The 19,906-nt window shown below is 52.3% G+C and carries 14 protein-coding genes; 8 read left to right on the forward strand and 6 right to left on the reverse strand.

What is annotated here, in order from left to right:
* Positions 1-12: 12 nt before the first annotated feature.
* The 5 genes from BST81_RS13115 to BST81_RS13135 all read right to left on the reverse strand — a co-directional run bounded on the left by BST81_RS13115 (position 13) and on the right by BST81_RS13135 (position 7,114).
* On the reverse strand, positions 13-1,686 hold the full coding sequence (locus BST81_RS13115; protein ID WP_075598944.1) for a hybrid sensor histidine kinase/response regulator: 1,674 nt from the start codon (positions 1,684-1,686) through the stop codon (positions 13-15).
* A gap of 219 nt (positions 1,687-1,905) precedes the next feature.
* Complete coding sequence (locus BST81_RS13120) at positions 1,906-3,321, reverse strand: hypothetical protein (protein ID WP_075598945.1); 1,416 nt, start codon at positions 3,319-3,321, stop codon at positions 1,906-1,908.
* Positions 3,322-3,718: 397 nt separating this feature from the next.
* Complete coding sequence (locus BST81_RS13125) at positions 3,719-4,171, reverse strand: response regulator (RefSeq protein WP_075598946.1); 453 nt, start codon at positions 4,169-4,171, stop codon at positions 3,719-3,721.
* 62 nt (positions 4,172-4,233) lie between these two features.
* On the reverse strand, positions 4,234-6,462 hold the full coding sequence (locus BST81_RS13130) for an ATP-binding protein (RefSeq protein WP_083636842.1): 2,229 nt from the start codon (positions 6,460-6,462) through the stop codon (positions 4,234-4,236).
* A 28-nt stretch (positions 6,463-6,490) separates the two neighbouring features.
* A complete protein-coding gene (locus tag BST81_RS13135; protein ID WP_075598947.1) occupies positions 6,491-7,114 on the reverse strand; it encodes a DNA-3-methyladenine glycosylase in 624 nt (207 codons plus the stop codon).
* Between the two features lie 86 nt (positions 7,115-7,200).
* Here BST81_RS13135 and BST81_RS13140 point away from each other — a divergent pair, with 86 nt between their 5' ends.
* Positions 7,201-8,175 carry a class I SAM-dependent methyltransferase gene (locus tag BST81_RS13140; protein ID WP_075598948.1) on the forward strand — a complete coding sequence of 325 codons (975 nt, stop codon included), beginning with the start codon at positions 7,201-7,203 and terminating at the stop codon, positions 8,173-8,175.
* A 25-nt stretch (positions 8,176-8,200) separates the two neighbouring features.
* Here BST81_RS13140 and BST81_RS13145 read toward each other — a convergent pair whose 3' ends face one another.
* A complete protein-coding gene (locus tag BST81_RS13145; protein WP_216351317.1) occupies positions 8,201-8,728 on the reverse strand; it encodes a hypothetical protein in 528 nt (175 codons plus the stop codon).
* Between the two features lie 454 nt (positions 8,729-9,182).
* On the opposite strand from BST81_RS13145, the gene BST81_RS27045 reads away from it, so the two are divergent.
* The 7 genes from BST81_RS27045 (at position 9,183) to BST81_RS13190 (ending at position 19,905) form a co-directional block, all read left to right on the forward strand.
* Entirely contained in the window at positions 9,183-12,857 is a 3,675-nt protein-coding gene (locus tag BST81_RS27045) for a GAF domain-containing protein (RefSeq protein WP_171974752.1), read from the forward strand.
* A 173-nt stretch (positions 12,858-13,030) separates the two neighbouring features.
* Positions 13,031-13,651 carry a hypothetical protein gene (locus BST81_RS13170; RefSeq protein ID WP_075598949.1) on the forward strand — a complete coding sequence of 207 codons (621 nt, stop codon included), beginning with the start codon at positions 13,031-13,033 and terminating at the stop codon, positions 13,649-13,651.
* Positions 13,652-13,669: 18 nt separating this feature from the next.
* Entirely contained in the window at positions 13,670-15,811 is a 2,142-nt protein-coding gene (locus BST81_RS13175) for a substrate-binding domain-containing protein (protein WP_075598950.1), read from the forward strand.
* Positions 15,812-16,391: 580 nt separating this feature from the next.
* Entirely contained in the window at positions 16,392-16,550 is a 159-nt protein-coding gene (locus tag BST81_RS28090; protein WP_171974753.1) for a hypothetical protein, read from the forward strand.
* Positions 16,551-17,158: 608 nt separating this feature from the next.
* A complete protein-coding gene (locus BST81_RS13180) occupies positions 17,159-18,196 on the forward strand; it encodes an ATP-dependent Clp protease proteolytic subunit (RefSeq protein ID WP_075598951.1) in 1,038 nt (345 codons plus the stop codon).
* Between the two features lie 31 nt (positions 18,197-18,227).
* Positions 18,228-19,142 (forward strand): carbohydrate ABC transporter permease, encoded by a 915-nt coding sequence (locus BST81_RS13185; protein WP_083636844.1) that lies wholly within the window; start codon positions 18,228-18,230, stop codon positions 19,140-19,142.
* Between the two features lie 64 nt (positions 19,143-19,206).
* Positions 19,207-19,905 (forward strand): GUN4 domain-containing protein, encoded by a 699-nt coding sequence (locus BST81_RS13190; protein WP_075598952.1) that lies wholly within the window; start codon positions 19,207-19,209, stop codon positions 19,903-19,905.
* The last annotated feature ends 1 nt before the right edge of the window (position 19,906 follow it).

The following is a 19,906-nucleotide window of genomic DNA, read 5'->3' on the forward strand; positions in this document are numbered from 1 at the left end:
CACCGTAGCAAGCTATGGTGACGGTTTCGGCAATCGGACAGAAACTCTGGTACCCTTTCCTAACTGGCTGTCTACCGTAATCTCTCCGTCGTGAAGTTCGACGCAAGCTTTCACAATCACCAGTCCCAATCCTGAGCCGGGAATGGTGCCGATATTGCTACCGCGATGGAACAGTTGAAACAGGTGCTCCTGATCTTCTGGGGGAATTCCCATACCCTTATCCTTGACCTCAAACCGGATGTGGGAATCCTCACCTTGCAGGTACACATCAATATGGCTGCCCTCTGGCGAGTACTTGATGGCGTTGCTCAGCAGGTTAACCAACATCAATTGCAGCAGTTTGTGATCTCCCCAGAAGCCTCTGGTATTGCCAGCAATCTTAAACGTCAGCTCCTGATGACGATCGCTGGCGGCCTGTCGCTGCTCCTCGATCGTATCTGCAAAAAGTTGTAGGACTTCTAAAGGAGAAGGCTTAAATGCCTCTTTGCCCGCTTCAAACTTTTCCAGCACTAGCAGGTCTTCTACCAACTGGGTCATTTGTCGGGTTTTATCTTCAATCAGTTGGAGGCAGCGCTGATGCCTCGTTTCATCCAATTGTTTGCCATGTTGTTTCAGCGTTGAAGCAGCCGCGAGAATTGCAGCCAGACGGGTGCGATATTCGCGAGACACCATGGCCACGAACTGGGATTTGAAAGCATTGAGTTGCTTCTCATGGGCCACAATTTGCAAGGTCTGATTGAACTGTTCCGCTTGCTGGATGGCGATCGCCAGATGCTCCACTAACTTATCCAGTAAGGCTACGTCTTCCGATTGCCAGCGTCGTTGCTCGATGCCCTGGCAGGCCACCAACATCCCCCACAATGGGCTGACGGTATCACCCCTCCCCTGGACCAAGATCGGAGCGAGAAGGTAGGCTTCGGGGGTTTTCTTCCGGTTGCGGGCGATCAGGATAGCGGGTTGGGTCTGCTCCTGAAGGAGAGCATCCGCCTCTGGGCCGGATAGGTGGTACGGCTTGAGAAATTCGATAAATTGGGAAATGGGGTCAGGGGCTGAACTACTCTTTAAGCCAGCTTCAGCCAGGTGAAGCAGAACTGGTTCCACAGATTGACGAGGGATGGCTGAATTTGTAGCAGGGGCAAGCTGATACACGATCGCCCGATCACAGTCCAGGATCTGCTGAACTTCAGTCACTGCCGTCTGGAGGATTTGCTTCAGGTCCAGGGTCTGACGAATCCGAAGGGCAGAGGTTGCGATCGCAGATTGCCCATCCAGGGTTTTGGGCAGCGGATGTTGCAAGTGGGACTGCTGAATTACATTTCGGACGCTCAGTTGCAGAATATCTGGTTGCAGATGTTGTTTCACCAGATAGTCCTGTGCGCCCCGTTTCATCGCCTGGACCGCAATGCTCTCATTTCCCTGGCCTGTCAGCATAATGACGGGAAAAGGGGCTTCCAAACCTTGATGTTTCAGTTCATCCAGAAACTCCAGGCCACTCATATCTGGGAGGCAAAAGTCAAGCAGAATTGCATCACAACGCTTTTTCTGCCAGAGGGAGAGCCCAACCTCAGCGGAGGCCGCTTCTACAATCTGGTAGGACTGCTGAGGATCGCTGAGGAGATACTCTCGATAAATTTCTCGATCTTCAGCACAGTCATCTGCAATCAGAAGGGTCCAGATGTTTGACATGGAAAGACAAGAGAGGGCACGCTTTCAGTTCAACGAAGCAAAAGTGACTGAATTATAAAGCAAGCTGGCCCTGCACAGTTTTAAGCTTTTTGTAAAATGACTGAAACGACGGGCCTATCCGTTAGGATACACGCCCGTCGTCTGATTATAAATCCGTCAGTGGGGGAACAACCTCACCAGCACGGCATAACTTGCATCTGGAGCATAGCCTGCACCAGCTTATGCTGCTACTTGCCGCCGTCTCAAGAGCATGAATGCGATCGCGATCGAACTAATCGAGCACCATCCTGCGATTGGAGTCGGCTCAGGCACAGATGCTGTTGGTGGTGGTACAGGCACCTGGGCCACCGGAATTTGGAAGCCAAAAGTTTGGGGAGCAAAACCATCTAAAGCAAACGTATTGTTGTAGATGCTGATGGGGGGGTTAATAGGATACTTCTGGCTAATTTCAAACAGTGGTCCAAGGGACTGACTCCCGACGATGGGCAATGTGATCCCAATCCCCAGGGCACTGATATCAAAACCGGGCGCAAACTGAAGGCTCGTATTGTTGTTTAAGAGAGCATCCAAATCAACGGTTGCCTGAACCTGACCTGTCCAATCCGTGGGGGCAATCAGGTTCAGGGTCTCTCCGACGTTAAATGAAACTGGGGCGCTTGTGGTGCCATCCTTCAGCAGAAAGCTGAGCTGGGCTGGCAGGCCAGTTGGAGTCAGCTTAAACTGCTGCAGAGCGTTCAAATCCAAGGTTGCGTCAGTCGTCAGCAGGTTGTAATCGTAACCCAGACTGCCCACAGGACCAAGGTTGATCGAATCACCGCCACTCAAGGGAGGGAGGCCAAAGAAGGCACTGGCGATGTTCGCAACTTTGATCTTCCCAGTTGCGATCGTGTCGGCTCCCTCAGATGTCAGACTCTTGTTAGTTGAGTCAACCGTCCCCGCAGTATCAACTTTCGGTACCTTAGCAGTCACATCTACATAGTCGTTCCCATAGCCGAGAGACAAGGAGGAATTGTCGATTTTGAGAATGCTGACCGTCTGGTCTACATCAAAACCGGTACTAAAAAGCCCTCCAATATCAATATTGGACGCTACTTTGAAGATCAGGCTCAGCTCATTCGAAATGCTGGGACTGACGGTTTGAAAGGATGCGCTCGGATCGAGGGCGAAACTGGTGCCGATGGAAAAGGAGCTACCGGGGAGAACTGGAGCGTCTGGCAGGGTTAACTGCAGATTAATAGGCAGAGTTGCATTGACCTTCCCGCTCGTGAGGCTGAAGGTATTGGTGAAGCCGATCGTTCCTTTGGTAGAGGCCGTTACCGAGGGAGAATTGATGGCAGGGGATATTTGTACATCAGGGCTACACCCTATGAAGGGGACGCATACGCCTGGAATAACGACGGCTGGGACTAGGGTGACGGAAGGAATACTACCGCTTTCGTCCCAACTGACGGTGAGGGGCGTGGTATTACTGACATCAAAGCTAGAACCTCCAGCCCACATGCTCTGGTTGGTTGTGGTGAAGGTCAGGGACTGATTCAACGTGGAAGCCTGGGCAACTACTGGCAACGTCAGAGCAACCGTAGTTGTACTGAGGGCTGACAGGAACACCTGCGAAGCCTTGAACGCTAATTTCATAATGATTAATCCATCAAAAGATAGGGAGAAATGACCGATAGATTAGGGAGAAATGACCAATTTTCTGGTGTTACGCCATCCATTGGCACGCAAGCTAGGTATCCTGTCTCAGCCACAAAAAACTGTCACACTTGCCTCCAGGCAGGTATGAACAGGAGAGTCGGTTAACTCGTATAGAACAGCACGAACTAATCGGCTCAAGAAGGCAATAGACTCAGTCAGCCTAATTGTTGATGCAGTTAAAATTCGTAGAGCTGATAACCGTGTTTATACGGCTATCAGCCTTATGTAAGTAATTAAGGCAAAAAAGTTTTTTTGTCAATGGAGAAACAGGAATGTAACCTGGCAAAGGAGGTTGCATGCAAATGTACTAGGGAGACCCAGCAGTCTCCCACTGCTAGAATTCAGGGAAGGGGGCAATATTGGCTCCCAGCCAGTAGGAGACGAAAGCCTGCACGGTTTTTTCCAGTTCGTCAGCATCCACGGGTTTGATCAGGTAGCCGTTTGCGCCTTGCTGATAGCAGAATTCAATATCTCTGGGGTTGGAAGAGGTGGTGAATACCACGATCGGGATCTCTTTGAACTTCTGATCCTGTTTCAGTTGCTCCAGCACATCCCGCCCATCCGTACCCGGTAAATTCAGATCCAGTAGGATTACGGAAGGTCGGGGCGCAACCTCTGCATCCCCATAGTCCCCATCCTGGTAAAGGAAATCTAAAACCTTATCTCCATTCGTACAGCGATAAATCGGATTTTGAACCTCCAATTGCTGCATCAACAACTGCAGCACCTCAAAATCCTCATCGCTATCTTCAGCAATAAGTAAAGGGTTAGCCTGCTTTATTGTCATTTATTTAAATTCGGATGATGTTATTTCAAAATATTACATCACTTAGTATAAATTTACAAAGCTTAACATCTTAATGTGAAATAAAAAGTGGACCCCTGGCCATGGACTGACTCAACCCAAATGCGGCCACCGTGACGTTCGATGATTTTCCGGGCGATCGTCAGGCCCACCCCAGTTCCCCCCCCATAGAGGTTCTGCTCATGTAGTCGTTTAAAAAGCCGAAAGATCGTTTCCAGATGCCGCTCTCGAATTCCAATCCCGTTGTCTCGAATCCAGAATATGCAGTCGCTATCCTGTTTACTGTAGCCAATCTCAATCCAGGGCTCTGTGCGATCGGTATACTTGAACGCATTGCTGAGCAGGTTTGTGAAGACCTCACGGATCAAAATGGGGTCGCAGTGAACTACCGGGAGTGGTTGGGGAATCTGGATCTGGGGGCGAATCTCGTAGCGACTGAGTTGCAGATCCACCAACACCTGATGCAGTAATTGATTCAGATCGATCGGTTGCAATTGGAGTTTAGTCTGACCCAGACGGGACAATTTCAACAGGGCATCAATCAGGGATTCCATGCGTCGGGTTAGGCGCACCAGGGTTTGCAGGCGCGCTACCCCAACCTCATCCAACACGGTGCCGTAGCTTTTCAGGAGCAGGATGGAGAAATTGTGGATCCCACGCAGGGGTTCTTTGAGATCATGAGAGGCCACATAGGCAAAGGAATCCAGCTCCCGATTACTGATCTCTAGTTCCCGATTGATGCGGGCTAACTCATCTGCTCTGTGCAACACAATCCCCACGATCGCACTCCGCAAATCGAGGGCATTCTCCAGCTCGCAGGCTTTCCAGGGGGAGGAGGTTCCTTGTACTGTTTCCTGCCAGAGCGCAAAAGATTGACGGGGAGAGAGGGTGGGGCGTCCATCAGCTCCCAGAGTCACCACAGCATGGGGATCGCCAGCCCAGTCGATGGTTTTCAACAATTCCGGGCGAAACCAGAGGATGTAGTAGGGCTGCACCTGGGAGATGCGGAGCAGCAACAAGCCACTGGCTATTGTCTGGAAGGATGTCCCTGGGGGATAGAGTTTGGGCAGGCAGTCGGTATGAAACAGGGCCTCTTTGCCTTGGGCATCGGCCCATTCAATTAACTGGCAGACCTGGGGTAAGGTTGGGGTTGTACCCACCAGGGTGATTTCTGTCCCCAGGCAAACAGCCACTCCAGTGGCATGAACCAGGGCTAACAGGGAAGGCTCCGGATTAATCAGGGCTGCTTTCAGATGGTCTGTCTGGGCCAGGGACTGGATAAACTCTGATTGTAGGGAGCGGAGTTTCCCCACATATTCCAGTTCTTCATCATTCACTCGGCTGGCTAGGTCAGAGGCGACAAGGTGGCCCAGCAATTCGCAGGCCGATCTCAGACTGTAGGGAATTGGGCGTGGCTTGAGATGGTGGCAGGAGATCAGACCCCACAGCGTTCCGTTGTGGACCAGGGGAATGACCAGTAGGGCGGCCACTCCCATATTTTGGTGGTACTCCAGACAGCAAGGATCCACCCCCCGCAGCATCGCCAGCCTCAAATCAAGACAGGCATGAGGGGGGAAAATCCCAATTTCAGGAGCGGCTAAATCGGGAATAAAGCGGTGGCCCCCCCGCTTGTACCACTCCCGCACCGGTTCTGGAATATCGGTGGCCGGAAAGTGCAATCCCAGGTAAGGAGACAGATCCTGCCGTTTGGCCTCAGCCATCACGGATCCAGATCCCTGGGGGTCAAACTGGTAGACCATGACCCGATCGAACCCAGTCAGGATGCGGATTTCGTTAGCGATCGCCTGCAGCAGTGCCGTCAGCCCATCCGCCTGCTTCAACTTCACAGCAACCTGACTGATCAGGGCCTGCAGACTGAGGACTTCCTGGCCAGGGGACGCTGACATGGGTTCCAATTCCAGGATCAGGATCTGCGGCGATCGATGGGCATTGCCCTCAAACCACCGTTCACCGAGGGGAGTCCAGATAGCAAGGTGCAGCGGTCCTACCCTGGTTCCGCCCTCTAGCCCCTGCCAGAGAGCTTCGATCTGGGGGGGGCTCAAAATGCGCTGCAGGGACTGCCCCACCAGTTCCTGGGCAACAATTCCCAGATGGGTCTGGGTGTTGAGGCTGGCCTGCACAACCTGCAAGTCTGGGAGGCTCACCCCCAGCAGCAGGCCATGGGGTTGAATGGTGCTAGCGAAATAAACCGGATCCCGATCGTCCGTCAGGGCATGTCCTGATGGCAAGGGAGTAAAGTCAGACCCGGTCATGGTTGCATGGCTGATAGGGATGCTCTTCTTAGTATTGCAGCTTATCAAGACTGCGCCACAGATACCAGGAGGCAATGGTGCGGTAAGGCTGCCAGGGTTGCCCCAGGGTTGCAACTGTTTTTTTGTCAGGCAGGTCAGGTAGACCATACACCTGCCGCATGCTATTGCGAATCCCCAGATCTTCGACGGGCAGCACATCCCAGCGATGTAACCGGAAGATCAGCAGCATCTGCACAGTCCAGGGGCCAATTCCCTTCACCTGGGTCAGGGTTTTGAGGATGGCCTCGTCTTCGAGAACGGCCAGTTCCTCCAGGGTGGGCAGTCCATCTCGCACCTTTTGGGCCAGATCTTTGACATAGAGGGCCTTAGAACGGGAAAGACCGGCACTCCGCAGGGCTTCATCGGGAGTGTCAAGGATTACCTCTGCTGCGGGGAAGGAACCTACCGGGTAAAGCTCCAGAAACCGCCGGTAGATGGTTCCGGCTGTTTTCCCAGAGAGTTGCTGATAGATGATAGCTTGGGTCAGACAGGGAAGCAGTTCCCCCGTTTGTAATTCCTGATCCAGGCGGCAGGGACCGACCCGATCGATCACCGATGCCAGGATCGGATCGACCTGCTGCAGCGCTGCGATCGCCCGGTCATAGTCATACATCAGACTGGCTCCTACTGTAGCTCTCGATCCCCAACTTGAGATAGGCTGAGTTCTCGGAGATTGATGATCTGAAAACTTGTTTAATTATGACTGCCACTGTAAACTCTGATCCCCCTTTTCTGTCCCAATTGATCAATGGCATTCTCGCGATCAAGCCCCTGGCCAATCTCGCCCGCAACAGGGCGCGCACCATGATGATCCAGCGGGCAGAATCGATCGGGGTTTACTGGCGAGACGAGGTGAGGCAACTGCGATCGCGCCAATCCACAGCCGAATTTTCCTCCGATTGGGAGACAGAGCTGGCCCAAGTGAGCAATCCTGCGCTGGTTTACCCCGATTACTACGTTTGTTCCTTCCATGCTTACGATGAAGGCAATTTGGGCTGGGAACCGGCGATGGAAGTGGAGGTTGCAGCCCATGCTGTCCATGCACGCATTTGGCCAGAAGCAGCTCCTAAAGGGGATGCGATGTTGCGGGACAGCTATCATGCCATCCTGAAAGAGCAACTGACACGGCCCCCTCAGGAGATTGTGGATCTGGGCTGTAGCGTGGGAATGAGTACTTTTGCTCTACAGACGGCCTTTCCTGGGGCCAGGGTAACCGGGGTGGATCTCTCCCCCTACTTCCTGGCGATCGCCCAATACCGTACCCACACCCAACCGAGTCAACTGGAGTACCATCCTGCCCCTCAGGTCCCGGCTCCAACCTGGGTCCATGCAGCGGCTGAGGCGACGGGCTTGCCAGCGGCATCCTTCGATCTGGTCTCTGCCTGCCTGCTCTTTCACGAATTGCCCCAATCCGCCGCCACGCAGATTATCCGGGAAGCCCGACGATTGCTACGTCCCGATGGCTATCTGGCGATTATGGACATGAATCCCCAGTCCGAAGTCTATGGGACAATGCCACCCTATATCCTGACCCTGCTCAAGAGTACGGAACCTTATCTCGATCAGTATTTCGGACTCGATATTGCCCGGACTCTCTATGACGCTGGGTTTGAGCCACCGACGATCACCTGCAATAGCCCTCGCCACCGCACGATCGTGGCTCAGGCCAGGTAAGCAGGAGCTCTCCTGGGCAGCGCTTTTAAAGCAGTTTCAGGGCCGAAATAGTTCTGCTATGCAGCATGCTCTTGACCAAATCCACAGTTTTGGGAAGGACACCAGCCAGCCGGGCTACCCATTCAGAAGGGATGGCAGCGGCTTCCTCAGCTCCCAACCATTGGTAAAGCAGCATCAGCATTTCATGGGCCCGAACCATAGAGGAGGGTTCGTGGGAGATCGTTTGTAAGCGACGGTTACAGGCCATCCGCTTGCGAAAAGCCTGCTGTTGATCAAAATAAGTCGTAGGAGCCCAGAGCCGAACCTGCCCCACCAGATAAATATTCGTGCAGTGGGAATCGAAAAACGCCCCAACGGCTGCCCCCGGTCCGACTAAATCAGCATAAAACTTCTTCTCGACAATCAGCCCCCCCCTACAATTCTCAGGGATAGCCAGAAACTGTCCACTCTTCAAAACGGAAATCGGTAGGAAGCTGCTATTATTCTGTTCAGCTACATATTCTTTGACTACATTTAAAGGCGCATCTAGACAGGCGCTAGTACTAACAGCCATGGTACAACCCTTCGTATAAAAGACAACCTGATGAGAGCACCCTGTTCTGCAGTCCTTGCCCTGAATCCAATTAGATGAAGCATCCAGACCTTGTCCGAAACACTGCTTTGGAATCAGTGCTAAACCCTTGATTCGTGAGCAATTGGGGAAAGAATAGCTGCTCATCCCGTCAGGAACTGCTTGCACGGATGAAGCTTGAGGATGATACTCCTACCCCGCTCCTACTCTTCCTCCAACTGATGCTTTCAACCTATCGAGAAAAAGTGAAAATCAAGGGAATGCTTTGAGTGAACTGACTGAATCTGGGTTTAAATGAGACGATCCTGGCTCAGGGTTAATTCGGGTATAGGGCAAAATAGAGGGGATGCTTGGATCCAGGAAATTCCCAGCTCCGTTCACATTGTTTGGATGTTTCCCAGACTGGCTTACCCGGTCTGTTTCAACTGACTTCCTTATGGCTTTTTCTCAACCTTGCCCAGACCCCAGGAATGCCGCCTGCGACCCGGATCTTCTTCTGGATGAGCAACTGAAGACAGTCGAAGCAGGGGTGAGATCAGAGTCTGAGCGTCAGACCCATCTTTTATTTGAGACCGCCATGGATGCCATGGTGCTGGTGGATGACGAGGGCCGGTATGTGCTGGTCAACTCAATTGCCTGTGACCTGTTTGGTCGATCGCAGGCTGAACTCCTGAACTATGGCATCACTGATTTCGTGGTTCCTGAACAGGCAGAGCGATTCTGGCAGGGATTGCAACACCCAACTCCCTATCGGGATGAAATCTGCCTCAGGCGGGCTGACGGAACTCTGCGAGAAGTCAGTTATGCGGCTACAGCCAACTTCGCCCCCCATCGCCATCTGTGGGTATTGCGAGATATCACGGAGCACCGATCTTGCCTGAGAGATCGACCAGGTGTTCAGGTCATCAACCTGGAGTACAGCAGAGCCCGCAATCGAGCCATCCTGGAGGCAATGCCCGATTTACTATTGCGTCTTAAACGAGACGGCACCTGTCTGGACTGCATTCTTCCCCAGGGCTCTCAGGCTGAGAAGTTTGTTCCTGTTCATCGACATATCTCAGAGGTGTTGCCACCGGATATCTTGCAAAAACATCTCCAGATGATGAAACAGGCTTTGATAACGGGGGAGGTGCAGGTGCATGAGCATGCTTTCTCCAAACATGGTCAGATGATGTGGGAAGAGGTGCGGATTGCTGCCATTGATACCGAAGAGGTGCTGGTAATTGTACGGGATATTACCCAGCGCAAGCAAGCTGAAGCAGCCCTGCAAGACAGTGAGGAGAGGCTGGCCAAACGGGAGCGCTATCTGGCTGCCCTGGTGGAAGTGCAGCAGCGTCTACTAACCCTCGATCAGGAAGAGGAGATTTATGCAGCCCTGGTAGACCCTCTGGGGCAAGCTGCCGGAGCCAGTCGCGCCTATATCTTTACGAACAGTCGGGATCAGGATGGGCGGCTACTGACCAGTCAACGGGCTGAGTGGTGTGCCCCCGACATTCGCCCTGAAATTGATAATCCCCTGTTGCAGAATTTACCTTATGACGACTTGTTCCCTCGCTGGGCCACAGTGCTGTCTCGCAACGAACCGATCGCGGGCATTGTGGCTGAGTTTCCCCCAGCGGAACGTCAGATTTTAGCAGCCCAAAATATCCAATCGATTCTGGTTTTGCCGTTGATTGTGCAATCAGAATTTTTTGGCTTTATTGGCTTTGATGACTGTGTTAGGGCCTGTCCCTGGGAAGCCTCAGAAATCGCCCTACTGAGGGCAGCCACAACCGCTCTGGCCCTGGCCCTGGAACGTCGCCGATCGCAAGCAGCCCTCAGCCAGAGCCAGAAAAACCTGGTCAAGATTGTGAACACTCTGCCGGGTATGGTGTTTGTCAAGGATAGTGATGGACGCTTTTTGCTGGTCAATCAGGCTACGGCTAACAGCCTCAAGATAAGCACTGAAAGCCTCACTGGACAGTTACATGCCCAGGTGCATCCCAATCAGGCGGAAGTTGAAGCCATGCTGGCTGCCGATCGCCAGGTGATTGAGACGGGTCAGCCCCTCTTCATCCCAGAAGAAGCCTATACCGATGTGGACGGCCAGATCCGATATCTGCAAACTTGTAAAATTCCCATCCAGTTCATCGGCCATCCTAAACCGGCAATTTTAGGCATTGCGATCGATATCACCGATCGCAAAATTGCGGAGATTGCGATCCAGCAACAGGCAGAACGGGAGCGTTTGATCACCCGGATCACCAATCATCTGCGCCGATCGCTTGATCTGCAGGATATTCTGAATACGACAGTGACAGAAGTACGCCAGATCCTGGAGAACGATCGGGTATTGATTTATCGACTCCTCCCGGATGGAGGGGGTGTTGTGATCGCTGAATCCATTGCAGCAGGCTGGCAACCCATCCTGAGACAGACAATCACCGATCCCTGCCTGACGGAAGCAAGCTGCATTCAGCCCTATATCCAGGGCCATTTTCAAAATACAGCAGACATCGAACAATCGGGGCTGTCTGAATGCTATGTGCAGTTGTTAAAGCAGTTGCAGGTGCGGGCTAATCTGGTTTTGCCGATTTTGCAGGGCGATCAGGTGTGGGGCTGGTTGGTGGCGCAGCAGTGCAATGCGCCGCGCGTCTGGCAACCTGAAGAAGTGACCCTGTTGCAACAATTATCAAACCAGGTTGCGATCGCGATTCAACAGTCGGAACTGTATCAACAGGTGCAGCATCTGAATACAACCCTGGAGTTACAGGTTCAGGAACGCACGGCTCAATTGCAGCAGTCCCTGGATTTTGAAGCCTTGCTGAAACGGATCACCGATAAGGTGCGGGACAGTTTGGATGAAAATCAGATTTTACAAACTGCGGTGCAGGAATTGGCTTCCAGGATTGGGGTTGGCTGTTGTGATACAGGGATTTATAACCTGGAGCAGGGAACATCTACGATTCGTTACGAGTACACCCGATCGCTGGCTTCCTCCCAGGGACAAGTGATCCAGATGGCAGACTATGAGGCTATTTATCGGCAATTACAGCAAGGTGAACACCTGCAATTTTGTAAATACCATGATCACCGAGGATGGATGGCTGTGCTGGTCTGCCCAATTCAGGACAATCAGGAAACGTTTGGGGATCTCTGGCTGTTTGATGTGCCTGAAAAGCAGTTTAATGAGCAGGAAGTGCGACTGGTGCAACAGGTGACCAATCAGTGCGCGATCGCCCTGAGGCAGGCAAGGCTTTACCAGAAAGCTCAGAGCCAGGTTCAGGAGCTGGAGCGCCTGAACCAGCTTAAGGATGACTTTCTCAGTACGGTATCCCATGAGTTGCGATCGCCCATGTCCAACATCAAAATGTCGGTTCAAATGCTGGCCATGAGCCTGGGTATTATGGATGCGGAAGCCCAGTTGACTCCTACTTCGATCGTGGATCCGGTCGATTTGGACTTTATCAAAATTGCCCAGTACGTCCAGATTCTGGATCAGGAGTGTCAGCAAGAAATCAGCCTAATTAATGATCTGCTGGATTTAGCTCGATTGGAAGGTGAAACAACGCCAATTATGCCGATCGAAATTTCCCTACAAAGCTGGCTATTACATGTGATCGAGCCTTTCCTGGAGCGAACTCGCCAGCACAAGCAACAGCTCCGGGTGATCGTACCAGCTGATTTACCCCCCCTAGTCACCGATATGACCAGTCTGGAACGGATTTTGACTGAGCTGATGCATAATGCCTGCAAGTACACTCCGCCGGGAGAAGGGATCAAGATTAGTGCCCATCTCTTGGGAGAACAGAAGCAACACACCCATCAAGCAGGGCGGGCGGTTGCCGTTCTGCCTGCTTCCCTGCCCCCTTACTTCCAGATTCAGATCTGTAACTCTGGGATTGAAATCTCGCCTGTGGAGTGCGATCGCATTTTCGATAAGTTTTACCGCATTCCCAGTAATGACCCCTGGCGCTATGGGGGCACAGGATTGGGACTGGCGCTGGTGAAGAAACTGGTGGAACATCTGGGTGGCAGTATTTGGGCAGAAGGCGCAAATGGGCAAACCTGCTTCACGATCGTGCTGCCTCAATCCATCCATGGCACCCCCTTCTGTGGTCGTCAAGAATAGAGGGCTTTTGAAGATGTTCCGGGAGAGGAAACCATCAAGGTTCATTTACCTGGCATCTTCCGTCAGCGTCCCCCTCAAGCGACCGAAAATGAGTAGACGATTAGACCAAGGTCTTGTTTACAGTGGTCGGCTCTGGCCTGTTATGATGCTTCCGGCCTGTAGAGAGCGATCGCATGACTGAGCAAACTCAGGCGCATCCTGAGGAGATCACCCGTGCCGATATCGAAATCAGGCTTCTGGGCAAGGCATTGCAGGATGCGACGTTCAAGCAAACGTTGCTGTCTGACCCGGTTAAAGTCTGGCAGCAGGAAATGGGGGACACTGTCCTTAAGGATTTGCAGCTTAAAATTCTTGAGGAAAACCAGGATACGCTTTACCTGGTTCTCCCCTGGCAGGATGAGACCCTGAGAGAGGGACTCAAAAAACGCCCGAAAGCAATCTGGAAAGAAGAGTTTGGGACTACTCGACTGGAAGGGTACGTGGTGCGAGTGGTAGAGGAACCCCCTGGTTTTTTCTATCTGGTCTTACCCTGGGCCGATCCTGACTTGCCCCAACGAATTCCTGAACTACCACCGACGCTCCCAGTGGACCCCAATGCTCCCCAGCAGCCCACAACCCCAGTTCGCAATCCATTTCAGCTCAAGCGCACTGCCCCTAAGACGAAGCTGGGCCGGATATCCCGGCGGTTGGAAAGTTGGTTGGCCCTGAGGGTCCGGTCCAATCCGATCGTCGTTGCTATCCTGCGTCCCATTCAAAAGGGCCGCTCCTGGTTCCAGTTCTGGCAACGTCTTTAATAGTTGTGTTCCGCTCCTATGGTTGACCCTACCTATCGGCAGTATTCGTGTCTCCAGTCCAATCCCCTGGGCTGTCGTCAACTGCAGCAGGGTAACTCGCGAGATCCAGGGGCAAAATACTGTGCCACCTGTAACTTTCCGTCCCTGCTTAACCTGAAAGCTGAGATCCAGGGAAATCGGGGGGTTTACGAGGTCGATCAGTTTCTGGGAACCCGGGGGGCGGGGCGACTGTATCAGGGTTGGTTGCTCCCTGATCGCAACCCGATCGTCATTCGGGAGTACTTGCTGCCAACCCGTACATTCAACGCACAGGAAACTCGTCAGCGGCGGCAACTGTTTGCCCAGATGTCCACCCTGAAGCTGTCCGATGGTCGGGTGCAGGATTTCCGTTTGCTGATGCCGGATGAGGCGATCTCCGATCGACAGGAGGAGCGTTGTTACCTGATCACGGCAGGGAATTTGAATGCCCTGCCAACGCTGCGATCGCACCTGCAGCACCAGGGAGCCATGACCGGCAATCAGATCCGGCGTGTTCTGCATCAGGTTTTACAAACCCTGGAATTTCTCCATAGCCAGAAATTCTCCCTGCCCAATGGGCAATTGAAGCAGGGAATGACCCACAGCAATCTCAGTCTGGATACTTTGCTCCTGAGGCAGAAGGAAACGGAGCAGTTGGCCAGCTCTACCACCCAAAGTCGGTTTACGGACGAAAACTTCCTCATCTATCTGTGCGATCTGGCGCTCTGGGAAAACCTGTTCCATTCCCCTACAGAGTCTTTTCAGGATGCAACCGTGCTGCAAGAACTGGTGGCTCTGGGGCAGGTGGGTTTTTACCTGCTGGTGGGGAGCGATCGGGATCCTGAGGGTGAAGCCCTTTATCCGAAAGATGGGAAATATTGGGCGGGTGTGTCTCCTGCTTTTAAGGACTTCTTGCTGAGTTTAATGGGCCTGGAACAGCCCTTTGTCAGTGCAGAGGCAGCCCGTCAAGCTCTGTTGCGGCTTCCTCCCGAGCCTTCTACTGCGATCGGATCTCTGCCCGTTCAGGTCAAACGCGGAGAGAAACGGCCAAAATTGCCTTTTCCCTGGCGCAAGCTACTGCTGTTATTGTTGACCATCCCCCTGCTGGGTCTTCTGTTCTGGTGGCTCAGCACCGTTTTACGTCCCAAAGCTACGGCACGGAGTTCCACCCTGCTTTGCTGCGCTCAAGAGGTGACGGGGGTGCCGAAGGGAAAATTCATTTACACGGGAGTGGAGAAAAGCACCTGGAGTATTGTTCTAGAGCAAAAGAACCTGGTGGAACGAGGCAAGCGACTGGACAATGCTTTGCAAGAGTTGCAGCCTGAGCTGGAGTTACGGTATCGGCCCCAGGTTTCCATTCAGCAAGCCTTTGAACAGGTTCGTTCAGGACGGGTAGAGTTTCTAGTTACAGGTCTGGCCGAGCAGGCCGCGATCGACCTGAAAGCAGAACCCTTTGCCTATGATGGGCTGGTGGTCTTTGTGGCCTTCAGCTATAGCCAGCGTGATCGGGGTCTGCCTCGCTTCCTGAGCGGTCAGATTACGTTTGAGCAACTGCGCCGACTCTATACCGGCGAGGTGCAGAACTGGCGAGACCTGGGGGGACCGGATTTGCCTGTTAAGCTTTACATTCCCCCAGAGATAGAAGCAATCAGCGTTTTTGAGGAACGGGTGCTGCAGAGTGAGGATCGGATTCGCCGCTTCCGAGAGTTACAAAACAGGCTGATTGCGACCCAGCCCACCTTCGACACGCTGCGGCAGGTGATTCGAGACTTTGAACAGGATCAGGTAGGCAGTATCGCCTTCGGTACCCTGAGCCAGGTCTTCGGCCAGTGTTCTGTCTATCCCTTAGCCCTGATCCGCGATCGAGATTCCAATCCAGAGCAGGCGTTGATTGAGAACAGTGGAGAACCGATCAGCCCGATGACGGACCTGTGTGATGCGAAGGGAAGTTACGATCGCAATGTGGAAGCCTTTCAAACAAACCGTTATCCTCTGGCCTACCCCCTAGCAGTCGTCTATCTGAGAGATAATCGGCGGCTGCCCGTCGGACACAAGTTTGCCGAGATTCTTCAGACCTTGGAAGCCCAGAAGCTGCTTAGCCAGACTGGACTGGTTCCCTTACAGCCTCTGCCGAAGAATTAATGGCTTTGCTGAATGCAAATATGAATTACCCTCATCCCCAACCCTTCTCCCGCAGGAGAAGGGAGCTAAAACTCTTGTTCCCTCTCCTTTGGGAGAGGGCTAGGGTGAGGGCTGCATAAGGCTCAAGCACGAAAATCATCCTTCTATTCAGCAGCGCCGAATTAAGGAATCGAGTCAGATTAATGACCCAAGGGTTGCGAGCCTGCCCCTTAACACGGATGCTCAAGTTAATTGAGCCACCTGGTTTAGTGTAAATAAATATGTAAAACCTTAGAGGAAATATAAAGACCAGTTAAACTTTTAACATTATTCAGATTTTCTTTACATTCATCCAGTTTTTCTGTCAGTCAGGCTTTTGCAGGACTGACCGGAGATCGTTGGGTAGCTGACCCGAAAAATTGGCAGGGCTGGAAAGAATGTTTTCTCATTTTTGCCCATAGTTGTGGCCCCTTCCTGGATGGCAGGGCTTGAGGCAGTTTGTCATCAAGCTAAGCAACTAGCAGGTTGCCAGAGTAGCCGCCCATATGCGGGTTAATCCTCGCTGTAAATCCCAATCCCCTGTTTTTGCATTGAGGTCAGTATGTCAATCATTCCTGGTACATCAGTCATGCTTCCCAATGGCCGTCAGGGGGTTGTGATTCCGCCACCCTGGTGGATTCCGGGTCGGGTCTTAGTCAAGGTCAAGCATGGCCGCAAGCGCTGGTTCAGAGTAGATGAGTGTACTCCTCTGATTTCTTAGGGCAACTGTAGTCTCTCCCATCAGAGGCTGCTACCTCTTTCTGAGGTAGGTTGCCTTGCTGTTGAAGATCTTTCTGAGTTGGACGTGCGGCTAAAACATAGTTGCAACAAACAATTCTATTGCAGCGCTTTACATTGAGATTGCAGCACAATCCATTGTTAATTGCAGACTATGCAGAAGGACAGTAGGGCGATCGCTTTGGACTGCCTCCGCCGCACATTTGAATGGTCTCTATGCTTGAAGCATTGTCCATAGAACGCATTCGAATGTGCAAGGGATACATTCGAATGCATCCTATGCTTGTCATGTTTTCCATAGGGCGCACTCGAATGGTTGGCTTTGCGATTACATTGCAGGGGTAGCCCATGCGATCGCAACGGGCCATGCAACTCCATCCAAAGGACTCTGGACTCCCCGACCACCGCGATTCAACCCATGGGTATAAATCATAGATTCACCCAATCGGATGGATTCAAGGGAACAGTAGAACCTTGTCAGACATCCTCTGCGCCGGGAATTGTTAAATTGTCATCAAATTTAAAGACAGCCTCCTGATCAGGCGTTATACTTTGCTCTCCTCACAATCTGTTCTTTACTGACTCCCCCCAATGAATGACATTGCTGAAGGCAGTGAAAATCTCAAACCCGAAAATGGCAAGAAACTGAATAAACCGCCGATTCTGTTTGATAAAACCCAGAAGATTATCGAACAGATTGAAGAGGAGTTAGATGCCACCTTCCTCAGCTATTGGACTTCCCCCAATGGGAGCGTTTGCCAGAATGACGTGATTGGGCTGTATGAAGTGCTGCAGAAGATCGGCACCAAAAATGAAATTATTCTCTTCATTAAGTCAGATGGGGGATCGGGTCGGGCTTCCCTGCGAATCGTGCATCTCCTCCGGCATTACACCTCCCATCTGACGGCTCTGGTGCCCCTGGTCTGCGCGTCCGCCGCGACCATGATCGCCCTCGGGGCCGATAGCATTCACATGGGGCCTCTGGCTTATCTGACTGCCGTCGATACCTCCATCACCCATGAAATGTCCCCGGTGGATTCCTACAACAATCTGGTTTCGGTGAGTCAGGATGAACTGACACGGGTGATTAATCTCTGGCGTAGAGAAGCAAAAGCTAACGATACCAATCCTTACCAGGCCCTATTTCAACAGGTTCATCCCCTGGTAATTGGGGCGGTCGATCGGGCCAGTTCCCTCTCGATTCAACTCTGTACGGAAATTCTGTCCTATCACATGCAAGATAAGCCGCTGGCAGAGAAGATCAGCCATCATCTGAATTCCAGCTACCCGTCCCATTCCTACCCCATCACGCTGCGGGAAGCCAAAAATGTGGGCCTGAATGTCAGTCCCCTCAATCCCAAGATTAATGATCTCTTGCTGGAACTCAACAAACTCTATTCCGAAATGGGCCAGAAGGCCCTGACAGATTTTGATGAACACAATTACCACAACAACGAAATCCTGAACATTTTAGAGGGCCGAAATATTCAGGTCTATTACCAGAACGATATTGACTGGCATTATCGTCGGGAAGAGCGGCGCTGGGTTCCGATGAATGACCAGAGTTCCTGGCACAAGATTGAAAAGCGGGGGAATAAGGTCCACAAGTCTGTCTTCTACATCCGATAAAATTTCAGGGTGAGGCTTGTTAAAACCAACCATGTCTGATAGATTCCCTGGCAATGATCTTGCTTCACCTCAATCCAGTTCCAAATCCACAGGTTTGGTCACGCCCTCTCGTTACCTGTCCATTCTGTTGGAAGGACTGAATTTTTTCCTCCTGGCGATCGGGGCGGGTCTGGTATTGCTACCCCTGGGAGCGATGGTCCTGAATTCCCTGGCCCCTCCAGGTGCAACTCTGGCTCAGGGACTGGGGCCTTACCTGGCCCAGATTGCCGCCCAGGGACTCTCCTGGAGCAATTATGGAGAAGCCTGGTGGCGAGGCCATTTTCCCCTGGCATTTGCTAACTCCACCCTGGTGGCACTGGCGGTGACAGCCTGTCAGGTGTTTACCTCCGCCCTGGCGGGTTATGCCCTGGCCCGATTGAGGTTCCCTGGTCGGCAACTGGTGTTACTGATCTTTGTGGCGACGCTGGTGATTCCCTTCCAGATGCTGGTGATTCCCATTTTTCTGGTGCTGAAATGGGGGCACCTGATCAACACCTATGGAGCATTGATCTTACCTACGGCTGTAAATGGCTTCGGGATCTTCCTCTTGCGACAATATTTCCTGACGATTCCGATCGAACTGGAGGAAGCTGCTGTGCTGGATGGGGCCAGCCGGTTGGAAATTCTTTGGCAGATCATGCTGCCCTTGGCTCGTCCAGCCCTGGTCACCCTCTTCTTATTTACATTCATTGGAGAATGGAATGACCTGTTCAAACCTCTGGTGTTCACAACTCGACCAGAACTGATCACCGTCCAACTGGCTCTGGCCAGTTTTCAGGAGCAATTTACCAGTAGCTGGGCACTCTTGATGGCAGCGGTTGTGATTGCTACGATGCCGATCGTGTTGCTGTTCCTGATTGGTCAGCGACAATTCATCCGGGGAATTGCCATGACGGGGATTAAATAAGGCTCGGAAATATTTCAGTTTGCTCTTGTGGCAGTTTATATCACCTCGCAACTGGAGCGGTTTAATGGCCCTGAAATTTCCTCTAAGATTGAGTCTGATCACCTTATCCATCTCAGCAATTGCCTGTCAACCCTTGCAACAATCTGGATCACTAGCCCAAAGTTCTAACATTGTCCCAGTACAGGCATCCCAGAGTTCACCGTCTTCCACCAGGGTAGAACTACCTCCAGCCCTTCCTTCTACGACTACGCCAGTTTCCGTAGAGCTGAAGATCGGGACTCGATATCGTAAGTTAAAAGATCTCCTGGGTGCGGGCAAGTTTAAAGAGGCTGACCTGGAAACGAGAAGATTAATGCTACAGATCGCTCCCCTGGATCAACCCGATTCCGATCGCTGGCGAAATTGGACCAAGGAAAAAATTCCCTGTTCTGATCTGATCACCATCAATGCACTTTGGGAGCAGTACAGCAACGGTCACTTTGGTTGGGCCATCCAAAACCGAATCTTTCTGGAAGAAAGACAGAAGGACTCTAAGGACCCTGTGAGCGCTTTCTGGCGACGGGTAGGCTGGGCTGTGATAGACGAACCGCCGGGTAGTTTACTCAGGCTGCGCATCCTGAGCTATGATAACCTGACGTTTAATCTCCAGGCTCCTAAAGGCCATCTGCCCACGTTTGCCCTGTGGACCGGTCAGCAAGGGGGTATTACCGGTTGGTTCTGGGATAGGAGCCTCGCGCCCCGTCTCAAAGCCTGTAAAGTGTAGG

It is taken from the genome of Leptolyngbya sp. 'hensonii' (genome assembly GCF_001939115.1).
GTDB lineage: Bacteria > Cyanobacteriota > Cyanobacteriia.

Bases quoted from the DNA above. Each gene is read 5' to 3' on its own strand.
- BST81_RS13145 (WP_216351317.1), bottom strand. From the start codon at position 8,728: ATGGCTGTTAGTACTAGCGCCTGTCTAGATGCGCCTTTAAATGTAGTC.
- BST81_RS13130 (WP_083636842.1), bottom strand. From the start codon at position 6,462: ATGACCGGGTCTGACTTTACTCCCTTGCCATCAGGACATGCCCTGACG.
- BST81_RS28090 (WP_171974753.1), top strand. From the start codon at position 16,392: ATGTCAATCATTCCTGGTACATCAGTCATGCTTCCCAATGGCCGTCAG.
- BST81_RS13135 (WP_075598947.1), bottom strand. From the start codon at position 7,114: ATGTATGACTATGACCGGGCGATCGCAGCGCTGCAGCAGGTCGATCCG.
- BST81_RS13190 (WP_075598952.1), top strand. From the start codon at position 19,207: ATGGCCCTGAAATTTCCTCTAAGATTGAGTCTGATCACCTTATCCATC.
- BST81_RS13125 (WP_075598946.1), bottom strand. From the start codon at position 4,171: ATGACAATAAAGCAGGCTAACCCTTTACTTATTGCTGAAGATAGCGAT.
- BST81_RS13140 (WP_075598948.1), top strand. From the start codon at position 7,201: ATGACTGCCACTGTAAACTCTGATCCCCCTTTTCTGTCCCAATTGATC.
- BST81_RS13175 (WP_075598950.1), top strand. From the start codon at position 13,670: ATGGTTGACCCTACCTATCGGCAGTATTCGTGTCTCCAGTCCAATCCC.
- BST81_RS13120 (WP_075598945.1), bottom strand. From the start codon at position 3,321: ATGAAATTAGCGTTCAAGGCTTCGCAGGTGTTCCTGTCAGCCCTCAGT.
- BST81_RS13170 (WP_075598949.1), top strand. From the start codon at position 13,031: ATGACTGAGCAAACTCAGGCGCATCCTGAGGAGATCACCCGTGCCGAT.
- BST81_RS27045 (WP_171974752.1), top strand. From the start codon at position 9,183: ATGGCTTTTTCTCAACCTTGCCCAGACCCCAGGAATGCCGCCTGCGAC.
- BST81_RS13180 (WP_075598951.1), top strand. From the start codon at position 17,159: ATGAATGACATTGCTGAAGGCAGTGAAAATCTCAAACCCGAAAATGGC.
- BST81_RS13185 (WP_083636844.1), top strand. From the start codon at position 18,228: ATGTCTGATAGATTCCCTGGCAATGATCTTGCTTCACCTCAATCCAGT.
- BST81_RS13115 (WP_075598944.1), bottom strand. From the start codon at position 1,686: ATGTCAAACATCTGGACCCTTCTGATTGCAGATGACTGTGCTGAAGAT.